This window comes from Pseudophaeobacter leonis, assembly GCF_002087335.1.
In the GTDB taxonomy this organism is placed as follows: Bacteria; Pseudomonadota; Alphaproteobacteria; order Rhodobacterales; family Rhodobacteraceae; genus Pseudophaeobacter; species Pseudophaeobacter leonis.
The window spans coordinates 1-23,218 of the sequence record NZ_MWVJ01000061.1 but is presented as its reverse complement, the minus strand read 5'-3'; the positions used below and the strand labels follow the sequence as shown (position 1 = coordinate 23,218).

The 23,218-nt window shown below is 59.6% G+C and carries 18 protein-coding genes and 3 pseudogenes; 5 read left to right on the top strand and 16 right to left on the bottom strand.

Features of this window, described 5'->3' with window-relative positions; genetic code table 11:
- Positions 1-75 precede the first annotated feature (75 nt).
- The 9 genes and pseudogenes from B4968_RS14285 to pdxR all read right to left on the bottom strand — a co-directional run bounded on the left by B4968_RS14285 (position 76) and on the right by pdxR (position 11,253).
- Positions 76-966 carry a dimethyl sulfoxide reductase anchor subunit family protein gene (locus B4968_RS14285; protein WP_083100035.1) on the bottom strand — a complete coding sequence of 297 codons (891 nt, stop codon included), beginning with the start codon at positions 964-966 and terminating at the stop codon, positions 76-78.
- Entirely contained in the window at positions 966-1,772 is an 807-nt protein-coding gene (locus tag B4968_RS14280; protein WP_083100032.1) for a 4Fe-4S dicluster domain-containing protein, read from the bottom strand. Before B4968_RS14280 ends, B4968_RS14285 begins: the two co-directional genes overlap by 1 nt.
- Positions 1,769-4,609 (bottom strand): annotated as a pseudogene (locus B4968_RS14275) (molybdopterin oxidoreductase family protein). Before B4968_RS14275 ends, B4968_RS14280 begins: the two are co-directional and overlap by 4 nt.
- A gap of 40 nt (positions 4,610-4,649) precedes the next feature.
- Positions 4,650-5,627 (bottom strand): YeiH family protein, encoded by a 978-nt coding sequence (locus B4968_RS14270; RefSeq protein WP_083100079.1) that lies wholly within the window; start codon positions 5,625-5,627, stop codon positions 4,650-4,652.
- A 227-nt stretch (positions 5,628-5,854) separates the two neighbouring features.
- Positions 5,855-6,706 (bottom strand): acetate/propionate family kinase, encoded by an 852-nt coding sequence (locus tag B4968_RS14265; RefSeq protein WP_338153276.1) that lies wholly within the window; start codon positions 6,704-6,706, stop codon positions 5,855-5,857.
- 83 nt (positions 6,707-6,789) lie between these two features.
- Positions 6,790-7,008, bottom strand: a pseudogene (locus B4968_RS25795) (acetate/propionate family kinase); the annotation flags it as partial.
- Entirely contained in the window at positions 7,005-7,751 is a 747-nt protein-coding gene (locus B4968_RS14260; protein WP_083100030.1) for a TSUP family transporter, read from the bottom strand. The pseudogene B4968_RS25795 and the gene B4968_RS14260, both read right to left, overlap by 4 nt.
- A 5-nt stretch (positions 7,752-7,756) precedes the next feature.
- Positions 7,757-9,529 (bottom strand): sulfoacetaldehyde acetyltransferase, encoded by a 1,773-nt coding sequence (xsc, locus tag B4968_RS14255; protein WP_083100027.1) that lies wholly within the window; start codon positions 9,527-9,529, stop codon positions 7,757-7,759.
- 263 nt (positions 9,530-9,792) lie between these two features.
- The gene (gene pdxR, locus B4968_RS14250; RefSeq protein WP_083100024.1) at positions 9,793-11,253 is read right to left on the bottom strand and encodes a MocR-like pyridoxine biosynthesis transcription factor PdxR; all 1,461 of its coding nucleotides are present in this window, start codon (positions 11,251-11,253) and stop codon (positions 9,793-9,795) included.
- Between the two features lie 130 nt (positions 11,254-11,383).
- On the opposite strand from pdxR, the gene B4968_RS14245 reads away from it, so the two are divergent.
- Both B4968_RS14245 and B4968_RS14240 read left to right on the top strand, forming a co-directional pair.
- Positions 11,384-11,695, top strand: a complete 312-nt coding sequence (locus B4968_RS14245; protein WP_083100021.1) for an ArsR/SmtB family transcription factor — start codon at positions 11,384-11,386, stop codon at positions 11,693-11,695.
- Positions 11,688-12,746 carry a permease gene (locus tag B4968_RS14240; RefSeq protein ID WP_083100077.1) on the top strand — a complete coding sequence of 353 codons (1,059 nt, stop codon included), beginning with the start codon at positions 11,688-11,690 and terminating at the stop codon, positions 12,744-12,746. Before B4968_RS14245 ends, B4968_RS14240 begins: the two co-directional genes overlap by 8 nt.
- A 76-nt stretch (positions 12,747-12,822) precedes the next feature.
- Here B4968_RS14240 and B4968_RS14235 read toward each other — a convergent pair whose 3' ends face one another.
- Both B4968_RS14235 and B4968_RS14230 read right to left on the bottom strand, forming a co-directional pair.
- Positions 12,823-13,413, bottom strand: a complete 591-nt coding sequence (locus B4968_RS14235; protein WP_083100075.1) for a GNAT family N-acetyltransferase — start codon at positions 13,411-13,413, stop codon at positions 12,823-12,825.
- 230 nt (positions 13,414-13,643) lie between these two features.
- Positions 13,644-15,040 (bottom strand): annotated as a pseudogene (locus B4968_RS14230) (aminotransferase family protein).
- Positions 15,041-15,511: 471 nt separating this feature from the next.
- Here B4968_RS14230 and B4968_RS14225 point away from each other — a divergent pair.
- Positions 15,512-16,840 (top strand): aspartate aminotransferase family protein, encoded by a 1,329-nt coding sequence (locus B4968_RS14225; protein ID WP_083100073.1) that lies wholly within the window; start codon positions 15,512-15,514, stop codon positions 16,838-16,840.
- 174 nt (positions 16,841-17,014) lie between these two features.
- On the opposite strand, the gene katG is transcribed toward B4968_RS14225, so the two are convergent.
- Positions 17,015-19,231 (bottom strand): catalase/peroxidase HPI, encoded by a 2,217-nt coding sequence (gene katG / locus B4968_RS14220; protein WP_083100018.1) that lies wholly within the window; start codon positions 19,229-19,231, stop codon positions 17,015-17,017.
- Between the two features lie 502 nt (positions 19,232-19,733).
- On the opposite strand from katG, the gene B4968_RS14215 reads away from it, so the two are divergent.
- Positions 19,734-20,027 (top strand): DUF6916 family protein, encoded by a 294-nt coding sequence (locus B4968_RS14215; RefSeq protein ID WP_083100016.1) that lies wholly within the window; start codon positions 19,734-19,736, stop codon positions 20,025-20,027.
- Here B4968_RS14215 and B4968_RS14210 read toward each other — a convergent pair.
- The 4 genes from B4968_RS14210 to B4968_RS14195 form a co-directional block, all read right to left on the bottom strand.
- Entirely contained in the window at positions 20,003-20,596 is a 594-nt protein-coding gene (locus tag B4968_RS14210; protein ID WP_206601106.1) for a GNAT family N-acetyltransferase, read from the bottom strand. The two genes, B4968_RS14215 and B4968_RS14210, sit on opposite strands and share 25 nt — an antisense overlap.
- Before the next feature lie 215 nt (positions 20,597-20,811).
- Positions 20,812-21,345, bottom strand: coding sequence for a phage tail protein (locus B4968_RS14205; RefSeq protein ID WP_083100013.1), 534 nt, complete (start codon positions 21,343-21,345; stop codon positions 20,812-20,814).
- A gap of 10 nt (positions 21,346-21,355) precedes the next feature.
- Positions 21,356-21,874: a phage tail protein gene (locus tag B4968_RS14200; protein ID WP_083100011.1), complete on the bottom strand. Its 519-nt coding sequence runs from the start codon at positions 21,872-21,874 to the stop codon at positions 21,356-21,358.
- A gap of 17 nt (positions 21,875-21,891) precedes the next feature.
- A complete protein-coding gene (locus B4968_RS14195; RefSeq protein WP_206601105.1) occupies positions 21,892-22,374 on the bottom strand; it encodes a phage tail protein in 483 nt (160 codons plus the stop codon).
- Positions 22,375-22,694: 320 nt separating this feature from the next.
- Between B4968_RS14195 and B4968_RS14190 the strand changes: the two genes are divergently transcribed.
- Positions 22,695-23,218: hypothetical protein (locus tag B4968_RS14190; protein ID WP_206601104.1), on the top strand; the 524-nt coding region annotated here is incomplete at its 3' end.

Here is a 23,218-nt window from a genome sequence, read left to right as displayed (position 1 = left end):
CTTGCCTGAAATACCTCGGGGTGAATGCGCAAAGGCGCAGAGGGGCTGGCCCCTTTCCCCTGCCGAAATCACAGATCAGCGTTTGCCGTAATACAGGCCCACAACATGTTCGGCCTGCGCAAAGAACAGCCAGCGAGACACCGCGATGCCTGCCATATGCGCCAAAACGGCGAAGGCAGCCATCAGGTGTTTGACCAGGCTTGAGTCCACCGGCAGCACCAGCAGTACTACGGGCAGGACAAATCCAAAACCGAGGGCGATTGCCCGCAGCTTTTGTGCATGTCTGCGCCCAACCACATGAACAAATTCGCGCAGCAGGTAGTTGCTGCCCGTATGGGGCGGCTCAAAGGCCCGCACCGTTGCCCCGGTTTCGCCCAGCCCTGTCGCGGTGGCCATGGTGGTGCCCGAGGCAGCAAAGGCCTTGTCGCCCTGCACCCAGTACCCGAGCTGCACCACTCCCGCGAGGAGCAAAAGCCAGATCGCCAGGCTCTCTTGTCCGGCCAGCAGCGCGCCGCCGGCAATGGAAAAGCTCAGGAACATCACCGGCGTCAGCGGCATGTTCCAGCGCGGAATAGTTTTCAGCTGGCAATAGATCATCGAGGTGGTGAAAACAGTGCCAAGGCTGAGCGCAGCGCCAAGCAGGCCCAAAAGACGCCAATGGCTGTCGATGAAGATAGCGCCAATGGCATAGAGCCCCATCACCAGCAGCGCGGCCACAGCACAGAGCCCTTCGCGGCTGAGCCAGCTTGTCTTCCACTGACTAAAGGCCTTGAGCGCGCGTTCAGGGTGGCCAAGGTGAAAGGTAGAGGCCAGCAGGCCACCAACCGCCAGTGCATAGGCAATGGCATAAAACACAAAGGCGACCCAGCCGGTGACGCCAGGGTATCCCAGCCCCAGAAAGGTGAGCAGCCCAAAGCCAAGGCCCGAGAGGGTGGTGAAGAGAATAACAGATGGGGCCGGATGCATCAGCGCGTCCCTCCTGAGGTTTGGCCTGAGGATTGGCCCGGCAGTTTGTCCAGTGCCTTGTCGAGCCAGCCCAAAAAGCCGCCCGGCTCTTCTGTCACCGGCGCCAGCAGCGGCGCCAGGATGTCGATCTGCGCGTCCAGCGTATCCTTTGGACGTGGTGGCAGGTATTTATTCACCGGCTTGGTGCCTATTTCAGGCATCAGATCCATGCCGCCGCGCTCGGCCACCAGCTGGCTGACCGCACTGTTTTCATCGCCTAGATCGCCAAAGTGGCGCGCGCCCGAGGGGCAGGTGCGCACGCAGGTGGGCACCCGGTCCACCTCGGGGAGGTTCTCGTTATAGATCCGGTCAACACAGAGGGTGCATTTCTTCATCACCCCCTCAGCCAGATCCAGTTCGCGGGCCCCGTAGGGGCAGGACCAGGCGCAAAGCCCGCAGCCAATGCAGTCGCTTTCGTTGACCAGAACAATGCCGTCTTCGACCCGCTTGTAGCTGGCGCCCGTGGGGCAGACGGTGACGCAGGGGGCGTCTTCGCAGTGCAGGCAGGATTTCGGGAAATGGATCAGCTGCGCTGCGGGCGCAGGCCTGTCGGGCGTGGCGGCTGGCTGCACCTCGAAACTATGCACCCGGTTCAGAAAGGTGCCCGAGGGGTCAGCGCCATAGGCATCCTGATCTGACAGCGGCGCGCCATAGTTTTCGGTGTTCCAGCCTTTGCAGGAAATCACGCAGGCATGGCAGCCAACGCAGGTGTCCAGGTCAATGACCAGACCCATCTTGCGGCTGGTGCTGGTGGGGAGCTCTGTCATTTGCCTACCTTCCAGGTCAGATCTTTTGGGCCGCTGCCGACCGGGGATGTGATGGGATCAAACACGGGCTGGCTCTCGGTGAAATCCGCCGGAGCACCAGCCTTCTCGATTTTCACCTTCAGATCAAACCAGGCGGCCTGACCGGTGATCGGGTCGGAATTGGCCCACCTCAGCCCGTCGCCCTTGGGGGGCAACAGTTCATGTATCAGGTGGTTGAGCAAGAAACCCTTGGTGGCCTCAGGCGCGTCGTTTTCCAACGCCCAGGTGCCTTTGCGTTTGCCAATGGCGTTCCGGGTCCAGACGGTATTGTCGTTCAGCGCCGCCATCTCCATCACTGGCACGGTGATCTCACCATGGGGCGAGGAGACCCGGGCCCAGTCGCCATCCGTCAGTTTGTGCTGCCGCATCAGCTTGGTCGGCAGATACAGCGGGTTGCGGCCATGCAGCTGACGCAGCCAGGCGTTTTGTGTGCCCCAGGAGTGGTACATCGCCATGGGCCGCTGGGTCAGCGCGTTGACAGTAAAGCCCTCGTTGCCCTGCTGGTCGGTCTCATACCAGATCGGCAGCGGATCCATGGTTTGCTTGATGCGGTCGCGCAGATGCTCTGGCGGCTGACGCTCACCGTGGCCTTCGGCGGCGAGCTGGAATTTGCGCATCGGCTCCACATAGAGCTGGAACAGATAGGGCTGTGGGCTGTCATACAGCCCCATGCCCACCGCCCAGTCCTGATAGGCCATGTTCCAGGGTTTGAAATAGCTGGCCTCACTCGGGATATGTTCAACAAAGAAGCCGCCGTTCTCGATGTATTTCTCCAGCTGCTCTGGGTTCGGCTCCCCGCGACCGGATTTGTCGCCCTTGGGGCCGCGAAAGCCTGCCAGCGGGCCGATGCCGGGCTTGCGTTCATGATTGACGATATAGTCGGCATAGTCCTGCCATTTGGCGCTGCCATCTTCAGCCGTGAACCCAGGCAGCTTCATCTTGTTGGCCAGCTGCACCAGCACGGTCTGAAAGCCGCGCACATCCCGGTCGGGCTCTATCACCGGCCAGCGGATCGCATCGGCGGCACCGTCTGCTTCACAGATCGGGCGGTCCAGCATCGAGATACAGTCGTGACGTTCCAGATAGGTGGTGTCGGGCAGGATCAGGTCGGCATAGGCCACCATTTCCGATGAATAGGCATCGGAATAGATGATCCGGGGGATCTTGTATTCACCGTCCTCGCCCTTGTCGGTCAGCATTTCGATCACACCGCCAGTGTTCATCGACGAGTTCCACGACATATTGGCCATATACATGAACAGCGTGTCGATCTTATAGGGATCGCCCGCATGGGCATTGGAGATCACCATATGCATCAGCCCGTGGCTGGACATCGGGTTCTCCCAGGTAAAGGCCTTGTCGATCCGCGCCGGGCTGCCGTCTGTCTTGAGCGCCAGATGCTCAGGCCCATGCACAAAGCCCAGATGTGGTCCGTCCAGCGGCTTGTTTGGCGTCACCCGGCAATGCGGCGCAGGGTGCGCCTCAACCGGCTTGGGATATGGCGGTTTAAAGCGAAAGCCACCGGGGGCCTCAACCGTGCCAAGGATGATCTGCAACACATGCAGCGCCCGGCAGGTCTGAAAACCATTGGCATGGGCCGAGACACCGCGCATGGCGTGCATCGCGACCGGGCGGCCAATCATTTTGTCGTGTTTCTCACCGCGAAAATCCGTCCACTCCTGGTCCAGCTCAAAGGCCTCGTCAAAGGCAACGCGAGCCAGCTCGGCGGCGATGGCGCGGATGCGGGCGGCCGGGATGCCGCAGCGCTCGGCCACGGCCTCGGGGGCGTATTCATCGCGCAGGTAGCGCTGGGCCATCAGCTGGAACACCGAGACATGGGTGATGTCGCCCATCTTAAAGCTGCCGCCCAGATCAGGCCGCACGCCCTTCATGTCGAAAGGCGCGAGTTTGCCGGTGTTGCGGTTGATCACCAGTGGTGTTCCGTGGTCGTCGCGCAAAAGCAGGCCCTTATCGGCCGAGTTGGGATCCTGGTTCACCAGCACCGGCGCATTGGTGTAGCGGCTGAGGTAGTCGAGGTCGATCTTGCCGACCTTCATCAGCTCATGCACCAGCGCCAGAATGAACAGCCCGTCGGTGCCCGGCGTGATGCCCACCCAGTCATCTGCGATGGCGTTATAGCCCGAGCGGATCGGGTTGACGCCAATCACCCGCGCGCCGCGTGCCTTGATCTTGCCCAGACCCATCTTGATCGGGTTGCTGTCGTGGTCTTCGGCGACGCCAAACAGCATGAACAGCTTTGTGTGGTCCCAGTCGGGCTGGCCAAACTCCCAAAAGGCACCGCCTATGGTGTAGATACCAGCCGTGGCCATATTGACCGAGCAAAAGCCGCCATGTGCTGCATAGTTGCAGGTGCCAAAGTTCTGCGCCCAGAAGCCGGTGAAAGACTGCGACTAATCCCGCCCGGTGAAAAACGCCAGTTTGGACGGATCATCCTTGCGGATCGGCTCCAGCCAGCCCGCCGCAATATCCAGCGCTTCGTCCCAGGAGATTTCCTCAAACTCGCCCGAGCCACGTGGGCCAACCCGTTTTAGCGGCGCCTTCAGACGCGAGGGCGCGTTGACCTGCATGATGCCGGCCGAGCCCTTGGCGCAGAGCACGCCCTTGTTGACGGGGTGATCGCGGTTGCCTTCGATATAGGCGACCTCTTTCTTGCCGTCTTCATTGGTTTTCATATGCACATTGATGCCACAGCGGCATGCGCACATGTAGCAGGTGGTCTGACGGATCTCGTCTGACACCTTTGGGGATGTCTCCACCCGGGGTTGCTGGAACGTCATCTGGCCTCCCTAAACCTGTTGGTTGTCTGCTCTTGTCGGATCAGGTCAGGACCATGATTCCGGCCAGAATAAACCCGGCAATGAACAGTGTTTCTACGATGATCAGAGCAATGGCCGCGCCTCCAACGGCCAGAACCTGTTTCAGATTGGTCTTCATGCCAACAGCGGCAATGGCCGTCAGCAACAGCCAGCGCGAGGTCTGGCTGAGGAAATCAGTGATTGCCGCTGGGATCAGCCCTGCGGAGTTGAGTACCGCAAGCGCCAGAAACGCGACGACAAAGCCCGGCAGCAGCGGCGGGCGGGCACCGTCGCCTGGCAAACTGGCAAAAGAGCGGATCAGCAAGGACGCCACCAGCACGATCGGCGCCAGCATGGCCACCCGGATCAGTTTTACCAGTGTGGCAGTGTCTCCGGTTTGTTCGGAGATTGAGAAGCCCGCCCCCACCACCTGCGCCACATCATGGATGGTGCCGCCGAGGAAAACGCCGGCCTGATTAGAGTTCAGCTCAAGGAAATTCATCAGAACGGGATAGGCGATCATGGCAATGGTCGACAGCACGGTCACGCCCATTACGGTGAAAATTAGCCGCTCTTCAGAGCGCTCATCGCGCGGCAGAATGGCGCTGAGGGCCATCGCCGCCGAGGCGCCACAGATCGCCACAGAACCGGCAGTCAGCAACGCAAACCGCCATTTGTGGCCAAAAAAGCGCGCCACCAGCAGGCCAAAGCCAATGGTGGCAATGACACCTGCGACGCCCAGACCAATCAGCTCCCAGCCCAGCCCCATCATCAGCCCCATCGAGACCCGCACCCCAAGAAAGGCAATCCCCAGCCGCAGCAGAGCGCGCGCCGAAAAGGCAATGCCGGGAACCGTTTTGCCTTCTTCGCCCAGGAAACTGACGGCGATGCCCAGCAGGAGTGCAAGCAGCATGGCGGGGGTTGCGTAGTGCTCGGCCAGAAACTGCGCGGTCACGGCGACAATCACCGCAACCGCGATGCCGGGAAACAAGTCCTTCATGTGGGCACGCAGCGTCTCAGCAGTCAGCTTTAAACGGGCGGGCAGGATCGTGTCAGTCAAGGCAGGGCTTTCAAAAGGAACTGCAAAAGCGCAGCTGTGGAATTTGTGTACTGTTTTTCGCGCGCCCCGCTGGGGAAGACGATTTTTTGATTTTCTTGCCAAAAATGGTAGGTATGTTCCGATATTTTGAAAAGAGCAGAGTATTCGTTTTGCCCCTCATGGTCCCTTCATGGACAGTCTGTGAGCAGGGCACGGGTATTCATGGCGATCTGGCGCTCCTCTTCTGCCGGAACGATCCAGGCCATCGGTGAACTTCCCGGACGGGTCAGGCAGGCGGGATTGGCGGCGTTGCGATCGGGGTCGACAGCGCAGCCGAGCCAGGCAAAACCTTCGAGGATGCGGGCGCGAATGTTGCGTGCGTTCTCACCAATGCCGCCGGTAAAGGCGATGGCGTCGCAGCCGCCCATGGCGCCGAGCAGGCTGTGCCCGTGGCGAATGGCCCAGTAGCAGAAATGGTCGATCGCAAATTGCGCCGCAGCTGTACCGGCCTCTTCCAGCGCACGCATGTCGGACAGGCCGCCAGACAGGCCTGCGAGGCCGGATTTGTTGTTCAGCAGCGCCTTGGTCTCACTCAGGCCGATTTCTTCCACAAGCCTGAGTGTGGCATTGGGATCCAGAGTGCCGACACGGGTGCCCATGGTCAGCCCCTCAAGCGGCGAATAGCCCATGGTCGTCGCCACGGACTCGCCGTTCTTGATGGCGCAGATGGACGCGCCGTTGCCGAGGTGGAAGGCCAGCAGCCGCGCGGGCAGGGGCTGGGCAGAGATCTCGGGCAGGCGGCGACACATCGCGGCATAGGACAACCCGTGAAAGCCATAGCGGCGCAACCCCAGCGCCTCGGCCTCGGGCGGCAGGGCATACCGGCTGGCGACCTCGGGCATGGTGGCGTGAAAGGCGGTGTCGAAACTGGCGTATTGCGCAAGGTCCGGCGCAAGGCGGTCGAGGGCATCAATGGCCGAAAGCGCATGCGGGTTGTGCAGGGGGGCCAGCGGCACGCAGGTTTCGATCTTTGCGCGCACATCGAGGGTGATGCGCGTGGCGTGGTAAGTTCAATGCCGCCATGGACCACGCGATGCGCCACCGCGCGCAGGTTGTCCGGACCGGCGTCTTCGCCCGTGAGCCGGTGCAGCACCGCAGACAGGGCCTGGCTGTGGTCAGGCAGCTCCAGTGGCTCAGTCACCGTGCCGATTCGGAGGTGACCGCTGCCGCCGATGCCCTCGGCCACACCGCTCAGCCGCTCTTGCAGATGGGCGTCAAAGACTGCGAATTTCACAGAAGACGACCCGGTATTCAGTACGAGGATGTTGGCAGGATTGCTCATAGGGCCACCTTCAGGATGTTGAGAACAGAAAACAGCGTCAGCAGGACCACGATGGCCCGGCGAAACTGCGCCTGTGACGCCGATGAAAACCGCAGCCCTCCGGCCCAGACGCCTAAACCCAGGATGGGAAAGGCCAGCGCCACCCCCATGACTGTGTCAGAGCCGGTCAGATTATTGGCATGCATCACCGGCAGGGCCATCAGATCAATGCCGGTGAGAAAGACAATCATGGTGGCGCGAAACACCGCAGGCGCCATTGGTTGCGCTGTCAAAAAGGCCGCAGCAGGCAGTCCGCCCACACCGGCGCTATTGACCATGCCGGACAGAAACCCAGTCGAGAAATTGCCCTTGAGGCCAATGGGGCGGCGCAGCTGCCAGCCGCTCAGCAGAATAGGGCTGAGAAGCAGAATGACCGCCGATATCGCCAGCCGGGCCTGATCTTCGCCCAGCCGCGCCATCACAGTGATTGAGGGCACCGTGGCGATGGCGGCACCTGCCAGCAGCGGCCAGACGCGGGACCAGTCCACATGCGGACGGATGCCCCGGGCCTGAAACAGGGTCATGGCGATTTCGCAGGAGAAAATAACCGGGATCAGCGGCAGCGGATTGGTGGTGAGCGCTGCCAGAATGATAAAAACCGCGGAAAACCCAAAACCAGAGTAGCCGCGAATATAGGCCGCCGCACAGAGCGCGGCGGCCAGATATGCCCCTTGGCCTGATGTCAGATCAAAGGGCAGATCCATTGCGATCAGACCTGCTGTTCGCGCATGTCGGCGGCGTCAATTCCGGCCACTTCAACCGGCTTCTTCATCGCGTCCCGGCGGAAAGGCTCGCCCAATTCCTGGTTGATCATCGCTTCGATCAGGGTGGTGATGCCGTTCTTCTGGTCCTCAACGGCCTGAGACAGGGCAGCTGTCAGCTCTTCCATGGTGCGGGCGACCACGCCTTTCAGGCCGCAGGCATTGGCGATGCCGGCATATGAGACCTGCTGGTCCAGTTCGGTGCCAACAAAGTTGTCGTCAAACCACAGGGTCGAGTTCCGCTTTTCCGCGCCCCACTGGTAGTTGCGGAACACCACCTGAGTGACGGCGGGCCACTCTTCGCGGCCAATTGCGGTCAGCTCAGTCACAGCGATGCCAAAGGCACCGTCGCCAGAGAAGCCAACAACCGGCACATCGGGGCAGCCGATCTTGGCGCCAACAACTGCCGGCAGGCCATAGCCACAGGGGCCAAACAAGCCGGGGGCCAGATATTTGCGGCTGTCATCAAACGACGGATAGGCGTTGCCGATGGCGCAGTTGTTGCCAATGTCAGACGAGATGATGGCGTCTTTTGGCAGCGCGGACTGAATGGCACGCCAGGCCATGCGGGGGCTCATCCAGTCGGGCTTGTCGCCACGGGCGCGCGCGTTCCAGGTGGTGCCGGGATCGTCGTCCTCGTGGTCCATGGACGACAGCTGCTGCGCCCAGGTCGATTTCGCAGTGGAGATCACCGCCATACGGTCGTCGCGGCCTTCGTCACCGGCAGAGGCCGACAGTTTTTCCAGCAGCGAGGTGGCAACTTTTTTTGCGTCGCCAACGATGCCAACGGTGACTTTCTTGGTCAGGCCAATGCGGTCCGGGTTGATGTCGACCTGGATGATTTTGGCATCCGTGGGCCAATAGTCGATGCCATAGCCGGGCAGGGTGGAAAACGGGTTCAGGCGCGAGCCCAGGGCCAACACAACATCTGCCTTGGCGATCAGCTCCATTCCGGCTTTGGAGCCATTATAGCCCAGAGGGCCTGCGAACAGCGGGTGCGAGCCGGGAAAGGCGTCGTTGTGCTGGTAGCCCACGCAGACCGGGGCGCCAAGGCGCTCTGCCAGCTCTTTGGAGGCCTCAATGCCACCGGCCAGAACCACACCAGCACCGTTCAGAATGACAGGGAATTTGGCAGCTGACAGCAGATCAGCGGCTTCCTGCAGCGAGGCCTCACCGCCACCGGGGCGTTCAAACGCAACAATCTGCGGCAGCTCGATGTCGACAATCTGGGTGAACATGTCGCGCGGAATGTTCAGCTGAGCGGGCGCCGAGCAGCGCTTGGCCTGCATGATGACGCGGCTGAGGACCTCGGCCACCCGGCTGGGGTCGCGCACTTCTTCCTGGTAGCAGACGCAGTCGGCAAACATGCGCATCTGTTCCATTTCCTGAAACCCACCCTGACCGATGGTCTTGTTGGCGGCCTGCGGCGTCACCAACAGCAGCGGCGTATGGTTCCAGTAGGCGGTTTTGACGGCGGTGACAAAGTTGGTGATGCCGGGGCCGTTCTGGGCGATCATCATCGACATTTTGCCGGTGGCGCGGGTGTAGCCGTCTGCCATCATGCCGCCAGAGCCCTCATGGGCGCAGTCCCAGAAGGTGATGCCTGCCTTGGGGAAGATGTCGGAAATCGGCATCATGGCCGACCCGATAATCCCAAATGCATGCTGAATGCCGTGCATTTGCAGGGTTTTTACAAAGGCTTCCTCGGTGGTCATTTTCATGGCGGGTGCTCCTAAGTGCGACGCATAGAGCCCCGGTCTATGTCCGGGGATTAATACCGGTTTAGGCAGACTATGCCGGGTCAGTTAGGGCCAGTTTCAGAGGCGGATAGATCCAAATTTGGCCCGCCAGATATGAATAGTGAAATCTTTCAGCAGCTTCAAAGGGTCACAGGATAGAGGCTCACAATGACATCTGTCAAAAATCGAGATAAAAAGTCTTCATTTATGTTACTTAATTGGTGGGTGGGCCTGTGCGGCCAGGGTCAGCTTTGTTTGAGGGCCTTGGCCAAGAGGGCCAGGCCGGGGGCGATGCGATTGGCCGCTATGGAAGAATATCCAAGGCGGTAATAATTCGCCTGCCGGTTGGCGCTGGAAAAGAACGGAGCACCGGGTTCAATAATGACGCTCTCTGGTTTCAGGGCTGCAGCGACCTCGGCCATGTCGGTGCCATTTGGGCCACGCATCCAAAGAGACGAGCCGCCATAGACGCCAACCCCAGACACATCGAGCCCGTGCTCTGTCACCGCTTCCTCAATGACACAGCGGCGGTCATGCAGAATTTTCGCGGTGCGGCGGATCTGGGCATCATAATGACCAAGTGACAGGAAATAGGCGACGGTGCGCTGGATATGGCCGGGGGGGTGGCGCAGCACATTGGCCCGCAGGGCGCGGGCCTGACGGATAAAGGCTTCGGAGCCGACCATGTAGCCCAGACGCAGACCCGGAAACAGCGATTTGGAAAAGCTGCCGACATAGATCACCCGGCCATCAGAATCGAGCGATTTCAGCGCCGGGGACGGTGCGCCAAGGAATGACATCTCGAATTCATAGTCATCCTCGACGATGACGGCATCAATGTCATGGGCGCGCTGCAACAACTCCCGGCGCCGTGCCATTGGCATGGTGGCGGTTGTCGGGCTTTGGTGGCTGGGGGTGCAAAAAATTACGTCGGTGTCGTCCGGGATTTCCTGCGGCGGCAGCCCGTCGCGATCAACCGGAATGCAATCGACCTGGCAGCGCAGGTGCTGTAGCTGGTCGCGCAAGGAGTAATAGGTCGGATCTTCGATGGTGGCCTTGCGCCCGCGGTTGAGCAGCAGTTGGCTGGCGAGCCAGAGCGCGTTCTGCGCTCCCAAAGTGATCAGGATCTGTTCCGGCCTGGCGGTCACACCCCGTCGCGGCAGGGTATGGCGGGCGATGTATTCGATCAGAAGCGGGTCATCCTGGTCGAAATAGTCGTCGGTGAGGGCGGCAAAGTCCTTTTGTCCCAAAGCGCGCAGCGCGCAGAGCCGCCAGTTGGCGTGGTCAAACAGTGACGGGTCCGCCTGGCCATAGATGAAGGGGTATTTGTAGCTGCGCCAGTCGCGGGCTTTGCGCGGGGTATCGCCGCCCGTAAAGGTGCGCACCAGCATATGGCCCCAGTCCACCGCCTCTTCGGATTGCACGGGCGGTGTGTAGCTGGGCGGCACCGGCGCATTGTCCGACACGTAATAGCCGGACCGGCCGCGCGAGGTCAGGTAGTCATTGGCCAAGAGCTCGGTATAGGCCAGCGTCACGGTGATGCGGCTGATCCCGAGGTGCAGCGCCAGTTTGCGCGAGGATGGCAGTTTTTCCCCGACGCGGAAACGCCCCGAAAGAATACCCTCGGCGATCATCTCCTGGATCTGCGCCTGCAGGGTGCCCTGGGCGTCAGAATTCAGGAAAAAGGTGTCAACGGATATAGCCATGCCGCGCACCTTATGTTGGACATAAGGCGGGTGCAATCTGGACTTACTGTGCCGGGAAAATATCCTGAGGCTTGCGTTTTGAAGATTATCACCATAAAACTAGTTTTATAGAATCATATGGAGGTGCAAAATGGTGTGGGAAGAAGCAGCGCAGGGCTTTGCAGCCATGGGATCTGAAGCGCGCCTGCAGGTGTTGCGCTGCCTGATCCGGGCCGGACATGCCGGGCTTACGGTGGGGGAAATACAGGAGCGCACCGGCATTGCGCCCTCGACCCTGGCGCATCACCTCAAATTTCTGACGGGTGCTGAGGTTGTGCAGCAAACGCGGCAGGGGCGCAGCATCTTGAACCGGGCAAATTTTGACCAGTTGGAGCAGCTGGCAGGTTTCATCCTCAGCGAATGCTGCGCTGACGCAGCAAAAAAGGCGGCAAATGATGGCTGATCTCTCACAAGACACCGCAAACCCCGCATCGGGTCCGGCACCAAAGGCATCCGGTCCCGCGCTGGGCTGGTTAAGAACGCCATGGACGGTGAGTGTGCTGATCCTCATCGCGGTTGCGATTCTGGACCCAGGAAATTTCCAAATGGTCATCCTGTTTGCCGGGGCCGCGCTGGCCCATACCGGGCAGTATATTCTGTTTGCAGTGCTGCTGCTGGCCTATCTCAAGGCTACGGGGGCCGAGGTCATGGTGGCGCGTGCCTTTGTCGGGCGTGAAACGCGGATGATATTCCTGGCGGCAGTGTTTGGCGGCCTGGCGCCGTTTTGCTCTTGCGAGGTTATCCCCTTTGTCGCCGGGTTGCTGGCGCTTGGGGCACCTCTGTCGGCGGTGATGGCCTTTTGGCTGGCCTCGCCACTGATAGATCCGCCGACCCTGTTGATCACGGCCAGTGCGCTGGGCTGGAATTTTGCCATCGGCAAGGCGGTGATCGCCGTTGTTCTGGGGCTGTTTGGCGGCTTCTTTGTCAAGGCTATGATGGGGCAGGGCGCTTTTGCCAATCCGCTGAAGCAGGTGCAGAGCTGCTCAAGCTGCTGCTCTGGCGCGCCAAAGCTGGAGGGCAAGCCGCATTGGAAATTCTGGCAGGACCCGGCGCGTCGCGCGCGGTTCCGCGCAGAGTTTCTCAGCAACGGGCTGTTCCTGCTGAAATGGCTGGCGCTGGCCTATGTGCTGGAAGCAATTCTGGTGCACTATGTGCCGGCTGACCTGATCGCACAGGCGGTTGGCGGCGAAGGTGTGGTGCCGATTGCGGTGGCGGCGCTGGTGGGGATGCCGGCCTATCTGAACTCATACGTGGCGCCGCCTTTGCTGGCAGGGCTGATGGAGCAGGGAATGAGCGCGGGGGCGGCGATGTCCTTTATGGTGGCGGGCGCTGTGAGTTCCATTCCGGCAATGGCAGCGGTCTGGTCTCTGGTGAAGCCGCCGGTCTTTATCACCTATCTGGGGCTAGGGGTCAGCGGCGCGATTGTTGCGGGCATTTTGTTTCAGCTGATCTGAATGCCCCTCTCCCGTTGGGCCCGGCGCCGCGCTAATGCGCGGCGCTGTTGCGTTTGCAGCAGCTGAGAAAACGGCTCTAACTCTGGTGTTTTTCCATCTGAAACGTGAGATGTGCCCGCACGGTGGGCCATTCCGAGGCCGTGATGGAATAGACGGCGGTGTCGCGAATGGTGCCGTTGGCCATTTTCATATGGGCCCGCAGGATGCCATCGGGTCTGGCGCCCAGGCGCTCAATGGCGCGTCGGCTCTGATGGTTTATCACATGGGTGCGAAATTCTACCGCGATTGCCCCGAGCCCCTCGAAAGCATGGCTGAGCATCAGCAGTTTGCATTCGGTATTGAGACCAGAGCGTTGCAGCGATTTGCGATACCAGGTCGAGCCTATTTCCAGTCGCTGATTGGCTGCATCGATATTCATATAGGTGGTCATGCCAACGGCGCGGCCTGTTGCGTCGAGAATGGCAAAGGGCACCATGCTGCCGTTCTCTTGTAGGGCGAGACCGCCGTCAATCTCAGCCGGGACCTCGGCCGGGGAGGGGATCATTGTGTACCACAGCGCAGAGAGGTTGCCATCGGCGCTTGCCTCGGCGAGATCCTCTGCGTGGGTCTGTGCAAGCGGAGCCAGGGAAACCTGCGTGCCGGAAAGTGTGACGGGGGATGCCCACATATTGATACCCTCATTTATCTGATGTTGTGGTTGTCTTTTGTTGTGACATGCAAAAATGGCGGCCCTTGGGAAAGAGCCGCCTTTTGATTTTTTCGCCAGTCCAATTTCAGCCAGTCCAATTTCAGCCAGTCCAATTTCGGCAGTCCAATTGGGCCGGCCCAATTTTGCACTGGCCCAATTTTTAGCGAGGCCCAATTTTTAGCGAGGCCAGTTGCGACGCAGGGCGGCGTCTAGCCAAACACCTTGGTCAGAGCCTTATCCACCGCATCGGTGATCGCGTCGATATCCTCGGCAGTGACAATCAGCGCCGGGCTGAAGCACAGCGTGTTGTTCTTGCCGGGGATGGACCGGTTGGTGACACCGATCAACACACCCTGAGCGCCACACTCGGCCACGACCTGCTGGGCGAGTTTCTCGTCAACAGGCTCTTTGCTGTCTCGATCCGACACCAGCTCGGCGCCGAGGAACAGGCCCTTGCCGCGCACATCGCCAATGACGCTGTGCTTTTGCTGCAGCGCCAGCAGGTTGTTCATCATCCGCTCGCCCATGGCAGTGCAGTTGTCCAGCAGGCCTTCTTCTTCGATGATGCGCATGTTTGCCAGTGCGGCTGCCGGTCCTGCAGTGCAGCCACCAAAGGTGGAAATGTCACGGAAATAGTTCATCGGATCCGAGGCGTCGTCCTTGAACATGTCAAAGACCTCTTCGGTGGTGACCAGCACGGCGATGGCGGCATAGCCGGAGGCGACGCCTTTGGCCATGGTGACAAAATCGGGCTTGATGCCGTAGTGCTGATAGCCGTACCAGGTGCCGGTACGGCCAACGCCACAGACCACTTCGTCGATGTGCAGCAGGATGTCATACTGGGTGCAGATTTCCTGCACACGGTCCCAATAGCCTTCGGGCGCCTCAATGACGCCGCCACCTGCAGTCACAGGTTCAAGGCAGAGCGCGCCCACGGTCTCGGGGCCTTCGCGCAGGATCACCTCTTCGATGGTGTTGGCGGCGGCAATGCCGAAGTCGCGACCCGAGAGGTGCTCAAGGCCCAGCTCGTGCTTGCGGTACTCCATGCAATGGGGCACGCGGACGAAATCAGGCGCAAGGGGCCGTATTGCGCGTTGCGCTCATCCTGGCCACAAGCGGACATCGCCGCCAGGGTGGAGCCGTGATAGTCGCGGTCGCGGTACAGGATCTTGGTCTTCTTGCCACCGTATTTCTTATGGGCGATCTGGCGCACCATCTTAAAGGCTTTCTCGTTCGCCTCGGAACCAGAGTTATTGTAATAGACCCGGCTCATGCCTGGCATCTTTTCGATCAGTTTTTCGGCAAAAAGTGCGCCGGGGATCGAGCCTGCGGACTGGGCGAAATAGCACAGCTTCATCATCTGATTGTAGACGGCCTTGCAGATTTCCTCGCGGCCGTAGCCGACGTTGACGGTCCAGACGCCGCCGGACACCGCGTCCAAAAACTCTTTGCCGTTCTGATCCCAAACGCGCATGCCTTTGCCTTCGACGATGATACGCGGATCATTTTCTTCAAAGGGTTTATGCTGAATCAGGTGGTGCCAGACATGGGCCTTGTCAGCGGCAACTACCCGGCTGAGATCGTTTTCGTTGAACGTGCCGTCCATGACATGTCCTTCCATATTTGTAAGAGTGGGGTGTCTGCCAGCTGCCTGTCAGCCGGAGTCGGTCTGTTTTAACGAAACGCCAAATCTGCCGGATACTATAGGGCCAGATGATAGCGTAGTTTCCGTCCAGTTTGTTCTGGCATGGCGGTGCCTGTGACATGGTTTCCGCAAGGGGTTTTTTTAACCAATTGGATAAAATGAATAATTCTTACGCTTGGGCATAAAAAGGCTGATACCCCGCTGGCCAAAAGCCTGCCTGCCGCTGCCAGATCCGGGCGGCGAATGACTGGGATGCGGTGTGGCCGGCCAGATTTTGTGCTGTGAAAAAAGGGAGGCGCAGGTAATTTGCGGTCTTGAGGTCCGGCGCTGAGAGTCCCATCGTTGTGGCAGCAGAGCCACCCACGAGACCTGGCGCCGACAGCCCTGAAATTGGCCTGGGCGGGCTGGGTATATCCTGAGAAAGGTTACCATATGAGTCATGTCTTTCCACGCCACACCAAGGCCCAGCTGCCCACCGCCGTGGCGGGTGACGGCTGCTATCTGATCGATTCCAATGGCAAGCGCTACTTTGATGGCTCCGGCGGCGCGGCGGTCTCCTGTCTGGGGCATTCCGATGCCGCAGTGATTGCAGCTGTGCAGGCGCAGGTGGGAAAGCTGGCTTTTGCCCATACGGGGTTTCTGACCTCTGAGCCGGCTGAGGCGCTGGCGGATCTGCTGATCTCAAAGGCGCCGGGATCGCTGCAGCGGGTCTATTTTGTTGCTGGCGGCTCCGAGGCCGTGGAGGCCGCGATTAAACTTGCGCGGCAGTATCACCTGGAGCGGGGTGAGCCCGCGCGCCGCCATCTGATTGCCCGCAGGCAGAGCTATCATGGCAACACGCTTGGGGCGCTGGCGGCAGGGGGCAATGCCTGGCGGCGGCAACAGTTTGATCCGCTGCTGATTGGCGTTTCGCATATTGCGCCCTGCTATGAATATGCCGACCGGGCCGAGGGCGAGACCTCGTTTGACTATGGCCAGCGGGTCGCCAATGAGCTGGAGGCAGAGATCCTGCGTCTTGGCCCGGAAACGGTGATGGCCTTTATGGCGGAACCGGTGGTGGGGGCGACCTCGGGCGCGGTGCCTGCGGTGGCGGGGTATTTCAAACGTATCCGCGAGATCTGCGACCAATATGGTGTGCTGTTGATTCTGGATGAGGTCATGTGTGGCATGGGCCGTACCGGGCATTTGTTTGCCTGCGAGGCGGACAATGTGGCGCCTGATATCCTGTGCATCGCCAAGGGCTTGGGCGCGGGCTATCAGCCAATTGGCGCGATGCTTTGCAGTGATGAGATCTATGGGGCAATTGCCGGGGGCAGTGGCTTCTTTCAGCACGGCCATACCTATATTGGCCATCCGGTTGCGACGGCTGCAGGGCTTGCGGTGGTCGGGCAGATGTTGGGCCGTGATCTGGTCACGCGCTGCCAGACAATGGGCGAGAGGCTGCAGGACGCTCTGGTTGAACGGTTTGGCGACCATCCCCATGTGGGCGATCTGCGCGGGCGCGGCTTGTTTCGCGGGGTTGAGCTGGTCTCGGACCGCGCAGGCAAGACACCGTTTGACCCCGGTCTTGGTCTGGCCGCAAAGGTGAAAAAAGCTGCCTTTGACGCCGGGCTGATCTGTTATCCGATGTCGGGGACGCGAGACGGGCGCCTGGGGGATCATATCCTGTTGGCACCGCCCTTTATCATCTCAGAGGCCCAGATCACCGAGGTGGTGGACAAGTTGGAGCTGGCGATAACCGCATCTTTGCCGACCAGCTGACCCTGCCCAACCAGGAGGCAATTCATTGTCCAGACAGAAGCAAGGCCGCGCAGATATTGCGCGGCCTTGCTGTTTGGGTTTCCTGGGGCTGCGAGGCAGGATATGCGGGCAGTCTGTAGTTGCAGCCTCTGTAGCTGCAGACTGCCCGCGTGTCGCTTTGCCTGCGCGGGACCGTTAGGTCAGATCAAAACGATCTGCGTTCATCACCTTGACCCAAGCCGCAACAAAGTCCTGCACAAAGCTGGCTTTGGCATCGTTCTGCGCATAGGTCTCGGCGATGGCGCGCAGCTGTGAGTTCGAGCCAAAGACAAGATCTACCCGGCTGGCGGTCCACTTTGGCGCACCAGTGGTGCGATCCGTGCCCGCATAGCTGCCATCTTCCTGTGGAGCCCACTTGGTGCTCATATCCAGAAGATTGACAAAGAAGTCAGTGGTCAGGCTGCCGGGCGTGGCGGTGAAAACCCCGTGGGAAGAGCCCGAATGGTTCGCGCCCAGAACCCGCAATCCACCAACCAGCGCCGTCATTTCCGGTGCCGTCAGGGGCAAAAGCTGTGCCCTGTCCAGCAACATCTCTTCTGGCGAAATGCTATACTGCTGTTTCTGGAAGTTGCGAAAACCGTCTGCCTCGGGCTCAAGCGGGGCAAAGCTGTCCACGTCAGTCTGCTCCTGGCTGGCATCCGTCCGGCCCGGTGCAAAGGGCACCGTGACGGATTGACCCGCGTTCTGCGCGGCCTGTTCCACCGCAGCGGAGCCAGCCAAAACGATCAGGTCGGCCATCGAGATCTTCTTATCCGTGACCGCTTCATTAAAGGTGGCCTGGATCCGCTCCAGAACGCCCAGTGCCCTGGCCAGCTGATCGGGCTGGTTGGCAGCCCAGTCTTTTTGCGGGCTCAGACGGATCCGCGCGCCGTTGGCGCCGCCGCGTTTGTCAGAACCCCGGAAGGTCGCGGCCGATGCCCAGGCCGTGCTCACCAGCTCTGCGATGGACAGGCCTGACGCCAGGATCTCGGCTTTTAGCGCCGTAATGTCCTCGGCAGTGACCAGCGCGTGATCTACAGCGGGCACATTGTCCTGCCAGATCAGCTCTTCCGCCGGAACCTCAGCGCCAAGGTAGAGGGCGCGGGGCCCCATGTCGCGGTGGGTCAGCTTGAACCAGGCGCGGGCAAAGGCATCGGCAAACTGGTCTGGATTTTCATGGAAGCGTTTGGAAATCGGGCCATAGATAGGATCCATGCGCAGCGCCATATCGGCGGTGGTCATCATGGTCTTGACCTTCTTTGAGGCATCATGCGCTGCGGGCGCCATGTCCTCGTCGCGCACATCCACTGGTTCCCAGATATAGGCGCCGGCCGGGCTTTTTGTCAGGTTCCAGTCATAGCCGAACAACAGGTCGAAAAAGCCATTGTCCCATTGGGTCGGATTGGCCGTCCAGGCACCCTCAATACCAGAGGTGATCGTGTCGCCGCCTTTGCCGCTGCCGTAGGACGACAGCCAGCCCATGCCCATCGCCTCAACTGGGGCTGCTTCGGGTTCGGGGCCAACAAGGGCCGCATCGCCGGCGCCATGCGCCTTGCCAAAGGTGTGACCGCCGGCAATCAGCGCCACGGTTTCTTCGTCGTTCATTGCCATGCGGGCAAAGGTGTCGCGAATGTCCTGGCCAGAGGCCAGCACATTGGGCTCGCCATCCGGGCCTTCCGGATTCACATAGATCAGACCCATCTGCACTGCGGCCAGCGGGTTTTCCAGATCACGCTCGCCCGAGTAGCGGCTGTTTTGTGCCGAGCTGTCGGCCAGCCATTCGTCCTCGCGGCCCCAGTAGATGTCTTCTTCGGGCTCCCAGATGTCGGCACGCCCGCCTGCAAAGCCAAAGGTCTTGCCACCCATGGATTCAATGGCGCAATTGCCGGCCAGGATCATCAGGTCGGCCCAGGAAATTGCGTTGCCGTATTTTTGTTTGATCGGCCAGAGCAGGCGACGCGCCTTGTCGAGGTTGCCGTTGTCGGGCCAGGAGTTCAGCGGCGCAAAGCGTTGGTTGCCAGTGCCGCCGCCACCACGCCCGTCCGAGGTGCGATAGGTGCCGGCGCTGTGCCAGGCCATGCGGATGAACAATCCGCCATAATGTCCGTAGTCCGCAGGCCACCAGTCCTGACTGTCCGTCATCAAGGCATAGAGATCCTGTTTCAGCGCCTTCAGGTCCAGCGTTTTAAAGGCCTCTGCATAGTTGAAATCAGCCCCCAGAGGATCTGATTTTTCTGAATGCTGGTGCAGGATGCTCAAATTCAGCTGGTTCGGCCACCAGTCTTTGTTTGACCGCACACCGTGGGTCGCGCTTTTGGCACCACTGTGCATTACAGGGCAACCACTTGCGTTTGGGGCGTCATTTCCGTCCATATTGGCTCTCCGAGCTGAATTTTGTTGGCTTGGCAGCGCTGTGCCTGTGACATCACAGATCACAGCCTTGAGGTGATAGCAGAAGCCTATCGGGTGATTGATATAAAGGGAAATTGCAAATGTTTATAAAATTCATAACCTGAAATTATGATCTTGAATCAGGGCGCCTCTATACCGCGTATTTGCATCCGTATTTGCCTGTGAAACCCCGTATTAGCCTGTGAAGACAGCCAGACAGCCCGGTTTCCCGACCCCTAACTGGGGGCTGGAAGGGTGATCTGGTGGATGCCAGCGAAACCGGTTTTGCGAGCTGTAGCGTTTCGGAATGTGTACACAGATTTTTGGGCGACACAGATCGGACAGCACAGATCGGACAGCACAGATCGGGCGGCACAGATCGGGCGGCACAGGCAGAGAGTGAATTTTTTACGGTAAATACACTTTTTGCGAGGGCGTATTGCGGGCAACATCAGAACTGACGGCTCCAAAGGAGAGAGGGAAAATGTTTGATTTGAAAGACGCCACCGCCGAGCAGTTTGCTGAATTCGAGGGGCAGGAGTTCCTGGTCAAAACACAGGATGCCGCCATGAGCCTCAGGCTGCTGGAAGTGAAGGGAATGGGGGCCAGCGCGCGTGACGGCGGGGCTTTTTCGCTCTTGTGGCAAGGGCCCGCGGCGCCTGCCCTGAGGCAGGAAATTCATCTGATATCCCACGCAGGGGCTGGTGAGCACGAGGTTTTTCTGGTGCCGGTGGCACAGGCGCAAGCGGGCATTCAGTATGAGGCGGTCTTTACCTGATTTTGCACTGCAGCAGAGGAGGGCGGCGTCCAGAACAGCAGATCATAAACGCCTTTCTCCTCTATCGTGGTGAAGCCAAGACGGCGATAGAGCGACAGTGCCGGATTGGTCTTTTCCACATGGACACCAATACCTCTGGCCTCGTCGGCAGTGGCGCTCTCTTGCAGATCCTGCAGCAATGCGCCGCCGATGCCTTGACCCCGCACCGCAGGAATCAGCGCAATGTCGATGATACGGTGTTCCCTGGGCCAGCGTTCCAGATAGAGTCGCCCAATCGGTGTCCCGTGGCGCTCGATCACCAGCCACTGCGCATCCGGGTAATGCTGTTGGTAGTGCTTGTGCTGGGCCTCAAATTGCATATCGCAAAAGGCCTGCTTTTCCGCCTCGCTCCAGGTCACCTCCGCCAGCTCTGCTTCGCGGGTTGATCTGTAGAGTTTCGACAGGAAGGCCGTGTCGTCCTCAGTGATGGCGCGAAATTCAATCTGGTAGGGTGTCGCGTGATTGAGCCTGGGCAGTTCAGTTTTGGGGAGTGTCGTCCTGGGTGGTGTGGTCAAGGGCGGTGTGGTCAAGGGTTATCCTTTCGTCACCAGAAGGGGATCGTCGACCGACTTTGTGTTCGCTGACAACAAAATGCTCCCTTGAAATTTGCAGGCTGCGCGCCAGAGGTTTTTGCAGCCGCATAAAGACCGCGCCTTTGGGCCCCCAGATTTTGACCCCCAGATTGATTGGAGCGCTTCCGCTGCGCCGTGTCGCCTCGCGTCTGCCAGACAGGCCCGGATTGCACCTAGCTGCGAGACGGATAGAGGCCCTGCAGGGCGATAATGAAATTCATCGCCAGAAACGGCTGCAGGTTGATGTGCGGCTGGCTGCCGCCTGTTGTGACTACGATGCCCGGGGACATGTCTACCAGCGGATCAGTGGTGCCCGTTTTGTAAAGCTTGTCAAGAAAGCCGTTTTTCGCCAGGGACGTGGTGGTGTCTGGCGCAAGGCCGCTGGTGCCTGAATTTGTGCTGGCTCTTGCAGTGTGGCTATGATTAGGGATCTGCGTCTCATTTAGCGTGACCTCGGCCGCCCCGGTGGCTTGCCCAAGGCGCCTCGCCGTAAGGCCAGGGCCGCGTCCCGGATGCATGGGGGACCGGTCTTGGAGGTCCGGCAGTGCTGTGGTTGTGACGCCATCTCCGCCATAGGTTGTTCCAATAAGGGAAAATAACGCGGTATTTTGGGCAATTGGCAATAATTGGCCGTCGCAAAACGCCCAGGAACGCGGCGCAAAATTTCCGGCAAAAATTCGAATTTCAGCAATAAAGGGTTCCGACATTTTTTAACTCCTAGTTGCGGCTTGGGTAAATGCCAAAGAGTGCAATTATAAAATTAACGCAAAGCGCGGGCATGAGGTTGGCATGACTGCGCGAACCACCAGTGGCCGAAACCATAGGGCTGGCCATGTTGGTGTCCTGAGCAGCAGCCGCAAGGGCGGCGACCCCGACCCCTTTTGCGATGGTTTTTCCTCTCGGGGATATGTCCATGGCATCGGCTGTGTTCGCTACGAACTCATGCGGGTGGCTGGGCATCTGGTTGACCGTCAATGTGACCGTTTCAGCGCCACCTTCTGCGCCTAGCCTTCGCGGACTAAGTCGCGGACCTGACCCCGCATGGATCGGCAGGCGGCCGCGCACGTCAGGCAGACCAAAGGTGGTGCGCCCCTCTCCGCCATAGGTGGTTCCTAAAAGGGAAAACAGGGCATCATTTTGCGAAACAGCCAATAACTGTCCATCACAAAAGGCCCATCCGCGAGGGGCGAAATTACCAGCAAACATGCGAATTTCACCTACAAATGGCTCTGACATTCAAAAATCTCCGAGGTCTAATTGCGGGAAGGAAACAGCCCTTGCAGGGCGATGCAAAAATTCAGCGTGATATAGGGCTGCATGTTCTCATGGGCCTGCCCACCTCCGGCATTGGCCAGGGTGCCGCTGCGCAGGGGGGTTTGTGTGGCCGCCTCAAGGTCGCGATAGGCCAGGTCAGGATCGGTCTCATCTGCGAACAGCGCATTGGTTGGCGTGTCTGAGTTGCTAACGCCCTGAGCCGCTTTGACATCATGCCTGTGGGCGGCGATTTGTGCAGGCGAGAGGGTCACAGCTTCGACCCCGGATTTTGCCCCGAGGCTGTTCTCATCTCCCGGATGCAGCGGGGTGCGCCCGCGCAGATCCGGCAGGGCGAATGTGGTGCGGCCATCACCCCCATAAGTGGTTCCTAAAATGGAATATAGAGACTGATTTTGATTGATTGGCAAAATCTGGCCATCCAGAAAGGCCCAGCCTCGAGGCGGAAAATTAAAACCCACCATTCGCACTTCTGCAAGAAACGGTTCTGACACTTTTATGACCTCCGCTACCCCGAATGTGGGGTGGTAATAGCTAAAAAGACCCAACTCATGCTGCATGAAATTCGCAACACAGCCCGATGTTTGTGTGGTGTTAATGTGTTTGGTCTGTCGGAAAGCTTGCATTTTTAGTGGATTCACGCAACTCAAAATTGTAAAAATTAAAAACCGGTTAAAGTTAGGGGCTGGTTCAGGGGGGCTGTATCGTGGGGCTGAGATTTGCGCCCTGGGTTTGGCAATAGGGATATTGGGGTTTTATGAGTACTTTACTGACGCGATGGATTATGGCGCTGCACGCGCTTGCTGTGCTGGCCATTCTTGGTTTGGTTTTTTTGATCAGCATGCCCCGACCGGCCAATGCGGCTTTTACAGCCAGTTGCCCAAACCTTACTGCGCATGGGCAGGAGTTGGCGCTAAATATCACGGATAATCATTGTCTTTTGACAAGCAGCATTCCCAGCGGGGCCACCGATGGGACTGAGGATTTTATAGTCATTGGCGACAATCGCTCTAGTGGAAATACTCATAGTTTTCAATTGTTTGATCAGGGTGATGGGCATGCGATTTCTGCAACTGTCAACGGTTCGGCCATTGCGGGCCAGGTGCTCGATTGTACGGCGGGCTGTGCCATCCCCGGGACACATGGTGGCAGCGGCGCCTTCAGTTTTACCTTCACCTTCAATACCGGGACCGGGAATGCCTCTACGGGCAGTTCTGTTGGGCCACCCGCCAACCTTGCAGCCAGTGGCACGCCGCAAAGCACCGTAATATCTACGGCTTTTGGCACGGCGCTCTCGGCGACGGTGAC

Excerpts from the sequence above, each read along its gene's own strand:
- pdxR (WP_083100024.1), bottom strand. The coding sequence starts at position 11,253 with ATGGCTATATCCGTTGACACCTTTTTCCTGAATTCTGACGCCCAGGGC.
- B4968_RS14260 (WP_083100030.1), bottom strand. The coding sequence starts at position 7,751 with ATGGATCTGCCCTTTGATCTGACATCAGGCCAAGGGGCATATCTGGCC.
- B4968_RS14235 (WP_083100075.1), bottom strand. The coding sequence starts at position 13,413 with ATGTGGGCATCCCCCGTCACACTTTCCGGCACGCAGGTTTCCCTGGCT.
- B4968_RS14195 (WP_206601105.1), bottom strand. The coding sequence starts at position 22,374 with ATGGTGGGTTTTAATTTTCCGCCTCGAGGCTGGGCCTTTCTGGATGGC.
- B4968_RS14285 (WP_083100035.1), bottom strand. The coding sequence starts at position 966 with ATGCATCCGGCCCCATCTGTTATTCTCTTCACCACCCTCTCGGGCCTT.
- B4968_RS14215 (WP_083100016.1), top strand. The coding sequence starts at position 19,734 with ATGTTTGATTTGAAAGACGCCACCGCCGAGCAGTTTGCTGAATTCGAG.
- B4968_RS14200 (WP_083100011.1), bottom strand. The coding sequence starts at position 21,874 with ATGTCAGAGCCATTTGTAGGTGAAATTCGCATGTTTGCTGGTAATTTC.
- B4968_RS14225 (WP_083100073.1), top strand. The coding sequence starts at position 15,512 with ATGAGTCATGTCTTTCCACGCCACACCAAGGCCCAGCTGCCCACCGCC.
- katG (WP_083100018.1), bottom strand. The coding sequence starts at position 19,231 with ATGGACGGAAATGACGCCCCAAACGCAAGTGGTTGCCCTGTAATGCAC.
- B4968_RS14205 (WP_083100013.1), bottom strand. The coding sequence starts at position 21,345 with ATGTCGGAACCCTTTATTGCTGAAATTCGAATTTTTGCCGGAAATTTT.
- B4968_RS14280 (WP_083100032.1), bottom strand. The coding sequence starts at position 1,772 with ATGACAGAGCTCCCCACCAGCACCAGCCGCAAGATGGGTCTGGTCATT.
- B4968_RS14245 (WP_083100021.1), top strand. The coding sequence starts at position 11,384 with ATGGTGTGGGAAGAAGCAGCGCAGGGCTTTGCAGCCATGGGATCTGAA.
- B4968_RS14240 (WP_083100077.1), top strand. The coding sequence starts at position 11,688 with ATGGCTGATCTCTCACAAGACACCGCAAACCCCGCATCGGGTCCGGCA.
- xsc (WP_083100027.1), bottom strand. The coding sequence starts at position 9,529 with ATGAAAATGACCACCGAGGAAGCCTTTGTAAAAACCCTGCAAATGCAC.
- B4968_RS14270 (WP_083100079.1), bottom strand. The coding sequence starts at position 5,627 with ATGAAGGACTTGTTTCCCGGCATCGCGGTTGCGGTGATTGTCGCCGTG.